General features: G+C 37.0%; 2 protein-coding genes. Both read left to right on the forward strand.

Annotation, left to right across the window (positions count from 1 at the left end):
* Positions 1-56: 56 nt before the first annotated feature.
* On the forward strand, positions 57-1,268 hold the full coding sequence (locus VNJ50_RS10440; RefSeq protein WP_325581613.1) for a polysaccharide biosynthesis protein: 1,212 nt from the start codon (positions 57-59) through the stop codon (positions 1,266-1,268).
* The gene (locus VNJ50_RS10445; RefSeq protein ID WP_325581615.1) at positions 1,269-1,943 is read left to right on the forward strand and encodes a sugar transferase; all 675 of its coding nucleotides are present in this window, start codon (positions 1,269-1,271) and stop codon (positions 1,941-1,943) included. It begins immediately after the preceding gene.
* Positions 1,944-2,224: the final 281 nt, after the last annotated feature.

The following is a 2,224-nucleotide window of genomic DNA, read 5'->3' on the forward strand; positions in this document are numbered from 1 at the left end:
AATCAATCCTTAAAAATTTAAAATCTTCAAAATTCAAATAACATAAAACAAACATCATGCATCTTATAGACATACCAAATTTTATAAACACCTACATAACAAAAAGAAAAGAAAGTCTTTTTTTGAAAGATATTGAAGACAACCACAAGCGATTGACTGATAAAATAGCTGGAAAATCCGTGCTTGTCATTGGCGGTGCAGGCACAATAGGATCGTCATATATCAAAGCCGTTTTGAAATATAAGCCTGGAAAACTTTTTGTGGTGGATACCAATGAAAATGGATTAACGGAACTGACACGTGTATTGCGTTCGGATGCCCATACGTTTGTTCCGGATGATTATAGAACTTATCCGATGAGTTTTGGAGACCCGGTGTTTAAGAAAATGTTTTTGGCAGAAGGCCCTTTTCATATTGTGGCCAATTTTGCAGCACATAAACACGTGCGCAGCGAAAAAGACAAATATTCTATTGAGGCCATGTTAGAAAATAACGTGTTTAAAGCCAAGGAGTTTTTAGATTTGTTGATGGATCACAAACCTGAGCATTTTTTCTGCGTATCGACAGATAAGGCTGCCAATCCAGTGAATGTTATGGGCGCCAGTAAGAAGCTGATGGAAGAGGTCATTATGAGTTATAGCAAGGACATGCAAATTACAACCGCACGTTTTGCCAATGTGGCGTTTTCAAATGGATCTCTGTTGGCTGGATATATTGAGCGTTTATTTCAGAACCAACCCATTTCGTGCCCTGATGATGTGCAGCGTTTTTTTGTATCGCCAGAAGAAAGTGGGCAAATATGCATGTTGGCATGTATGCTTGGACAAACAGGCGAAATTTTCTTTCCAAAGTTGGAGGCCGAACAGATGGTCTATTTTAAAGATATTACCTTAGATTTTTTCAAAGCTTCAAAACGACCAATTTTAGAATGCCTATCGGAAGAGGACGCAAAAACAAAAGCTTTGACCCTTAAAGAAGGCGATCCATACCCGGTGTATTTCTTTAAATCGGATACTTCGGGCGAGAAGCTTTATGAAGAGTTTTTTACGGAGCAAGACCAGGTTGATCAAGACAGTTATGCAAGTCTTGGCGTTATCAAAAACGCAAGGCAATTGCCACGTCATCAGATTGACGCCAGTTTATTGGATTTAAGAAGCTTAATGGATTCGGGCAATTATGATAAAACAGCCATCGTAGAGGTGCTCAAAAAGCATCTTCCGAATTTTGAACACATTGAGACCGGGAAAAGTTTAGATCAAAAAATGTAAATGATGTATAGAGCATTTAAAAGGCTTTGTGATATCATTATATCGGGTATTGCTTTAGTCATTTTGGCACCTTTATTAATTCCGATTATGATTGGATTAAAATTGACGGGTGAAGGTTATATTTGGTATAAACAAGAGCGCATTGGTTATAAGAACAAGCCGTTTTTAATTTGGAAGTTCGCCACTATGCTCAAAGATAGCCCAAATATGGGGGGTGGGATCATAACGACAAAAAAGGATCCAAGAATTACACCAATGGGCGGTTTTTTAAGAAAAAGTAAGATTAATGAGTTGCCCCAATTGATTAATATCTTTAAAGGCGATATGAGTATTGTTGGCCCAAGGCCTTTGATGCGCATTAGTTTTGAAACCTATCCCAAAGCAGTTCAAAAAGTGATTTATAATGTAAAGCCTGGTCTGACCGGTATTGGGTCTATCATTTTTAGGGATGAAGAACAATTGATCACCGAAGTGAAAAATAGGGGTGAAGATCCTTGGGCATTTTATTCCGAAAAAATTTATCCGTTTAAAGGCGAAGTAGAAAGGTGGTATCAGTCCCATGAATCGTTTGCTACCGATATCAAAGTCATTTTCATTACGGCATGGGTTATTTTAAATCCGCAAAGCGAAATAGTATATCAATGGTTTAAGGATTTGCCAAGACGGCCATTCTGAAAATTAAACCCCAAAAGGATGTTATAATAGGTTGTGTTTTCAATCTCGGTCGATCATGCTATTAAGGACCAAGTGATAAATTCTGAAGTGATGGCATTATGTTAAGCCAAGTTTAGGACGTATTTCTAAAAGCGAACTAAATATCGAGATAACGTTAATAAGAACTCTTATGTGGTTTTATTTTTGAAAACTTTACAAAATAAGTGATATTACCGGGGTGATTTTGTGAACTGAAAAATTATGGACTTTTAGAAGCTGTTTATGAATTATAGTTTGAATTA

Source organism: Gelidibacter sp. (assembly GCF_035577925.1).
Taxonomy (GTDB): domain Bacteria; phylum Bacteroidota; class Bacteroidia; order Flavobacteriales; family Flavobacteriaceae; genus Gelidibacter.